This window comes from Nocardioides sp. (genome assembly GCF_047607185.1).
Lineage (GTDB): Bacteria > Actinomycetota > Actinomycetes > Propionibacteriales > Nocardioidaceae > Nocardioides.
Map to the genome: position 1 here is coordinate 1 of NZ_JASGDQ010000118.1, position 5,593 is coordinate 5,593.

A 5,593-nucleotide genomic window follows, 5' to 3' on the forward strand; every position below is an offset into this window, starting at 1 on the left:
CCCAGGAGGCCCGAGTCGGCAGAAGTGCAGGGCCTGTCCACAGGCGGACTGTGGACGACGCCCACACTTCTGCCGACTCGACCGCTCTCACGCTTGCACTTCTGCCGACTCGCGCGCGCGGCCTACGCTCGGGGGGTGTCCTGGGCGGCGATCATCCTGGCCGGCGGCCGCGGCGCCCGGCTGGGCGGGGTCGACAAGGCCGGCATCGAGGTCGGCGGCCGGACGCTGCTGGAGTGGGCGCTGGACGCCGTCATCGATGCCCGCGAGGTGGTCGTAGTCGGCGATCCGGTGCCGACGCAACGGCCGGTCACCTTCACCCGCGAGAGCCCGCGGTACGGCGGCCCGGCGGCCGGGCTGCTGACCGGACTCGACGCGCTGCTGGCCCCGACGCCGTACGTCGCCGTGGTGGCCGTCGACATGCCCCGGCTCACCATGTCGACGACCCGGCGGCTGACCGAGGCGGCGGCCGGCCACGACGGCGCTGTGCTGGTCGGCCCGGACGGTCGCCGGCAGCTGGCGCTGGTGCTCTCGACGGAGCGGCTGCGGCAGGTCCGGCCCGATCATGAGGGGCAGCACAACCTGGCGCTGTGGCGGCTGCTCGCGCCGCTCACCCTCGTCGAGGTCGCCGTGGTCGGTGAGGAGCACCGCGACGTCGACAGCTGGACGGACCTGCGGGATCTGTAGGGCACGATCGGGACGTCTCGGAGGGCGATCGGAGACCTCTCGCGGGGCAATCCGGGACCTCTCGCGCGCAAACAGAGACCTCTCGCGGGGCAATCCGGGACCTCTCGGCGGGGGACGGCGGCCCGATACCCTGCCCAGCATGAGAGCTGTCGTCGCACGAGAGCCGGGTGGGCCGGAGGTACTGGAGATCGCCGAGGCGCCGGACCCGGTCGCGGGACCCGGCGAGGTGGTCATCGACGTCGTGGCGGCCGGCATCAACCGGGCCGACCTGCTGCAGCGGCAGGGCCACTACCCGCCGCCGCCGGGCGCGCCGGAGACCATCGGCCTGGAGGTGAGCGGCCGGATCGCGATGCCCGCCGGGCCCTGGAGCACCGGCGACGAGGTCTGCGCGCTGCTGGCCGGCGGCGGCTACGCCACCAAGGTGGCGGTGCCGGTCGGCCAGCTGATGCCGGTGCCGGCCGGGGTGGACCTGCCGACCGCCGCAGCGCTGCCCGAGGTGGCCGGCACGGTCTGGTCCAACCTCAAGATGACCGCCGACCTGCAGGCCGGCCAGACCCTGCTGGTGCACGGCGGCGCCGGCGGCATCGGCTCGTTCGCGATCCAGCTCGCCAAGGCGCTCGGCGCCCGCGTCATCGCGACCGCCGGCAGCGAGGAGAAGCTGGCGCTGTGCCGCGAGCTGGGCGCCGACGAGGCGATCGACTACCACTCCGACTGGGCAGCGCAGGTGAAGGGCCAGGCCGACGTCGTCCTCGACAACATGGGCGCGAAGTACCTCGCCAGCAATGTCGCCGCCCTCGCCGACGGCGGCCGACTTGTGGTCATCGGGCTGCAGGGCGGCACCCGGGCCGAGCTCGACATCAACGCACTGATGCGCAAGCGCGCCGGCGTCATCGGCACCACGCTGCGCTCGCGGAGCATCGAGTCCAAGGCAGAGGTGTGCCGCCAGGTCGTCGAGCACGTCTGGCCACTGGTCACCGCCGGGGCGATCAGGCCGGTCGTCTCCGCCGTACTGCCCCTCGATCAGGCATCGCAGGCCCACGAGTTGATGACCTCGGGGGCACACACCGGGAAGATCCTGCTTGCGGTTTGAATAGGCTTGGTCTCATGACTGAGGAGCAGCAGGTCGTCGTGATCGGCCCCGACGGGCAACCACTGGGCGCGGTGCCCGACCAGAGACCCGACCAGAGCGAGACCGACGAGGAGCGCAGCATCACCGACCTCGTCGAGCAGCCCGCCAAGGTGATGCGAATCGGCTCGATGATCCGGCAGCTGCTGGAGGAGGTGAAGGCGGCTCCGCTCGACGAGGCCTCCCGCAACCGGCTCAAGGAGATCCACGAGGCGTCGATCAAGGAGCTGGAACAGGGCCTGGCCCCGGAGTTGGTCGAGGAGTTGGATCGCCTGACGCTGCCGTTCACCGACGAGCACACCCCCTCGGAGGGCGAGCTGCGGATCGCGCAGGCCCAGCTGGTCGGCTGGCTGGAGGGGCTCTTCCACGGCATCCAGACGGCGATCTACGCCCAGCAGGTGGCCGCCCGCGCCCAGTTCGAGCAGATCCGCCGCGGGCTGCCGCCGGGCGCGATGCCGCAGGCCGCGCAGCCGATGCCCGAGGAGGGCCAGCCGGGGACGACCAACGGGATGTACCTCTGACGGCGGGAGTTCCTCAGCAGGCGCCGGGCCCGGCGTGCAATCGATCAGGGAAGTGCTGATCAATCCCGGCTGCTGCGCGATTGATCAGCACTTCTAGGCCTCCGGGATCGGCATGGCGAACCGCTCCGGCCGGGCCACGTCCGGGTCGGGGCCGTTGCGCACACCCCGGTCGAGTCCGTCGATGCGGGCCAGCTCCTCGGCGCTCAGCTCGAAGCCGAAGATGTCGAAGTTCTCGGCGATGCGGCCGGGATTGGTCGACTTCGGGATCGCCGAGCGGCCCTGCTGCAGATGCCAGCGGAGCATCACCTGGGCGGCGGTCCGGCCGTGGGCTCGCGCGATCTCCTGGAGCGTGGGGTCCTCCATCACGCTGCGGCGGTCCTCGCCCCAGCCGGGGTAGAAGGTGATGCCGCCGATGGGCGACCAGGCCTGGTCGAGGATGCCGTGCTCGGCGTCGGCGGCGCGCACCTCGGGCTGGGTGAAGTAGGGGTGCAGCTCGATCTGGTTCACCGCCGGGACCACCTCGGTCGCGGCCAGCAGCTCGGCCAGGTGGTGGGGCATGAAGTTGCTGACCCCGATGGCGCGGACCCGGCCGTCGCCGAGCAGCGTCTCCAGCGCCCGGTAGGCGGCGATGGTCCGCTCGAACCGGTCGGGCGCCGGCTGGTGCAGGATCAGCAGGTCGAGCCGTTCGACGCCGAGCTTGCCGGTCGCCTTGTCGAAGGCGTGCAGCGTCTCGTCGTACCCGTAGTCGCTGACCCAGACCTTGGTCTCGACGAAGATCTCCTCGGGAGGTACGCCGGCGCGGCGGATGCCCTCGCCGACCTCGCGCTCGTTGTGGTAGGCGGCGGCAGTGTCGATGTGTCGGTAGCCGGTGCGCAGCGCCGTCTCGACCGCAGCCGCGGTCTCCTCGGGCGGGCTCTGGAAGACGCCGAAGCCGAGTGCCGGCATCCGCACGCCGTTGTTGAGGGTCAGTTCGTTCGTGATCGGTTCCACGCCGTCCACGCTACGTCGGACGGGCGGCGGCTGGGAGGGACTGGTGTTACTCGGAACGGCGGTCACGTGTTCTCAGGCGAATCGGCGCACCGCGAGCAGGCCGAGCAGCCCCACCAGGGCCAGCGCCAGGCCGGGGGCGGCGGCGCGGAGGAATTCCGGCGGGGTCTCGTCGCCGACCAGGGTGTAGGTGGGCGTGGTCGGCTCGGGGGCCGTCTCGACCGGGGCGGTGCCGGGGCCGAGCACGGTCTGGACCTGGGCCAGCAGCGCATCGGTGGCGACGCTGGTGCCCGAGTCGGGGCGAGCCAGCCAGGCGTCGCCGTCGGGGGCCGCCATCACGACGTACCTCTCGTCGGTGGCGAGCTGCCCCAGCCCGCACTTGCCGGTGCCGGTCTTGACCCGCACCTCGGCGGTGGTCACCTCGCCCTTGTAGACCCGGTCGACCTGGACCGTCGAGACGAACCAGGCATCGCTCGGCTCGCTGCTGGTCACGACGCCGGTGAAGACCACCGTGGCACCGGCCATCGCGACGGCCGGTGCCGACGTGGGGCAGCTGCGGGCGGCGTACGACGTGCCGCCGGCGACGCTCAGCGCGAGGGTCGTCAGCAGCAGGGCAAGGAGGCGACGCACCCGGCAATACTAGGGAATCGCTGATCAATCCCGCCTGCTGCGCGCCGCGATGCGGCACGCTGGCCGCGCCGCGGCCGCTCGACAGGCGCCCAGCCTGCCTTCGCGGCCACGGCTTGCCAGCGCACTCGCCTCACGACGCTCGCGACGGCGCCATTGATCAGCGATTCCCTAGAGACCGAGCAGGTCCGCGAGCACACGGGCGACGCCGTCCTCGTCGTGGCCGGGCGCGACGCGGGTGGCGCAGCCGGTGACCTGGGGGTGGGCGTCGGCCATGGCGTAGGAGGTGCCGGCCCAGCTGAGCATCGGCAGGTCGTTGGGCTGGTCGCCGAAGGCGACGACGTCCTCCGCCCCGACGCCGAGGTCGGCGGCGACGAGCGCGAGCGTGGAGGCCTTGGTGACCTCCGGCGCGCTGATCTCCAGTAGCGGGAAGGAGGAGTGGGTGACGTTGACGCGGTCACCGACGACCGCGACCGCGGCGGCCACGAACTCGTCGGGGTCGGCGCCGTCGAGTCGGGCGAGCAGCTTGAGCAACGGCCGGTCGATGAGCTCCTCGAGCACCGCCTCGCGCAACGGCGCGAATCGCTGCCGGTCGGCGTGGTGCCGGGTGTAGTCGGGCTCCATCGCCCAGCCGTCGAGCGTCTCGGCGGCGAACCGCACCGCCGGGATGGCGGTCCTGATCGCGAGCGCGGCCTGGAGGGCCACCGCCGTCTCGATGGGCCGCTCCATCACCGGCGTCGAAGTGGCGACGTCCCACACCAGCGCGCCGTTGGAGACGATGGCGAGGCCGTGACTGCCGACGTAGTCGAACACGTCGCGGGTCCACCGCAGCGGCCGCCCGGTCACGAAGACGACCGGGATGCCGCGCCGGTCGAGCTCGGCAAGCACCTCGGCGGTGTAGGCGGAGACGGTGCCGTCGGTGCGCACCAGGGTGCCGTCCAGGTCGGTGGCGACCAGCCTCGGCGCTGTCACGACCCTGATTGTGCCAGTGAGCGCACCATCACGAGCTCGCCGTCCTCGGTCGTCCCGCGCAACCGGGTGAAGCCGCACTTGGCGAGCACCTTGACGGAGCGGGCGTTGTCGGGCAGCACCGAGGCCCGGACCCGTACGCCGGCGGCGTCGGTGAGGCCGACCAGCGCCCGCAGCGCCTCGGTGGCGAACCCCCAGCCCCACGCCTCGCGCACCAGGCCGTAGCCGACCTCGGTCTCGGCGACGCCGTCCGCCGCGGGCTCGGGCGGACCGAAGAAGCCGATCGAGCCGAGCGTGGTCACGCCGCGGACGATCGAGCGCGGTCCCCAGGGGTCGCCCTCGCGCCACAGCGAGGCCGCGTCCACGTCGTCCTCGCGCGGGAAGTCGGCGTGCCAGCCGGGGCGGCGTACCCGGGCGCGGATCGCCGCGACGTCCTCGGCGGTCCACAGCGGCAGCGTCAGCCGCTCGGTGCTCACCACCACTGGGATCACGAGGGCATGCCTCCCTCGCCAGCGCCGTCGCGCAGCAGGCGCCTGGCGGGGGAGGCATGCCCTTAGAGATTCCGCAGGTAGGGCAGAGTCGGCGCGCCGCCGCCCCAGCACGTGCCTGAGCACCTTCTCCTCAGTCGCCGTGGCTCCGCCACGGCTCCCTCGTCGGCGGCACTCAGCCACGCCCTGGA

Annotated in this window: 7 protein-coding genes; 3 read left to right on the plus strand and 4 right to left on the minus strand. The window is 72.6% G+C overall.

The window, feature by feature from the left end:
* Positions 1 to 135 precede the first annotated feature (135 nt).
* The 3 genes from QM595_RS13455 (at position 136) to QM595_RS13465 (ending at position 2,331) form a co-directional block, all read left to right on the plus strand.
* Positions 136 to 684 carry a molybdenum cofactor guanylyltransferase gene (locus tag QM595_RS13455; RefSeq protein WP_415172076.1) on the plus strand — a complete coding sequence of 183 codons (549 nt, stop codon included), beginning with the start codon at positions 136 to 138 and terminating at the stop codon, positions 682 to 684.
* A 139-nt stretch (positions 685 to 823) separates the two neighbouring features.
* The gene (locus QM595_RS13460) at positions 824 to 1,774 is read left to right on the plus strand and encodes an NAD(P)H-quinone oxidoreductase (protein WP_415172077.1); all 951 of its coding nucleotides are present in this window, start codon (positions 824 to 826) and stop codon (positions 1,772 to 1,774) included.
* Between the two features lie 14 nt (positions 1,775 to 1,788).
* Positions 1,789 to 2,331 (plus strand): bacterial proteasome activator family protein, encoded by a 543-nt coding sequence (locus QM595_RS13465; RefSeq protein WP_415172078.1) that lies wholly within the window; start codon positions 1,789 to 1,791, stop codon positions 2,329 to 2,331.
* A 93-nt stretch (positions 2,332 to 2,424) separates the two neighbouring features.
* Here QM595_RS13465 and QM595_RS13470 read toward each other — a convergent pair whose 3' ends face one another.
* The 4 genes from QM595_RS13470 to QM595_RS13485 all read right to left on the minus strand — a co-directional run bounded on the left by QM595_RS13470 (position 2,425) and on the right by QM595_RS13485 (position 5,405).
* Complete coding sequence (locus QM595_RS13470; RefSeq protein WP_415172079.1) at positions 2,425 to 3,330, minus strand: aldo/keto reductase; 906 nt, start codon at positions 3,328 to 3,330, stop codon at positions 2,425 to 2,427.
* Between the two features lie 63 nt (positions 3,331 to 3,393).
* Entirely contained in the window at positions 3,394 to 3,948 is a 555-nt protein-coding gene (locus QM595_RS13475) for a hypothetical protein (RefSeq protein ID WP_415172080.1), read from the minus strand.
* Positions 3,949 to 4,116: 168 nt separating this feature from the next.
* Positions 4,117 to 4,917, minus strand: a complete 801-nt coding sequence (locus QM595_RS13480; RefSeq protein WP_415172081.1) for a Cof-type HAD-IIB family hydrolase — start codon at positions 4,915 to 4,917, stop codon at positions 4,117 to 4,119.
* The gene (locus QM595_RS13485; RefSeq protein ID WP_415172082.1) at positions 4,914 to 5,405 is read right to left on the minus strand and encodes a GNAT family N-acetyltransferase; all 492 of its coding nucleotides are present in this window, start codon (positions 5,403 to 5,405) and stop codon (positions 4,914 to 4,916) included. Before QM595_RS13485 ends, QM595_RS13480 begins: the two co-directional genes overlap by 4 nt.
* Positions 5,406 to 5,593: the final 188 nt, after the last annotated feature.

Bases quoted from the DNA above. Each gene is read 5' to 3' on its own strand.
- QM595_RS13460 (WP_415172077.1), top strand. From the start codon at position 824: ATGAGAGCTGTCGTCGCACGAGAGCCGGGTGGGCCGGAGGTACTGGAG.
- QM595_RS13465 (WP_415172078.1), top strand. From the start codon at position 1,789: ATGACTGAGGAGCAGCAGGTCGTCGTGATCGGCCCCGACGGGCAACCA.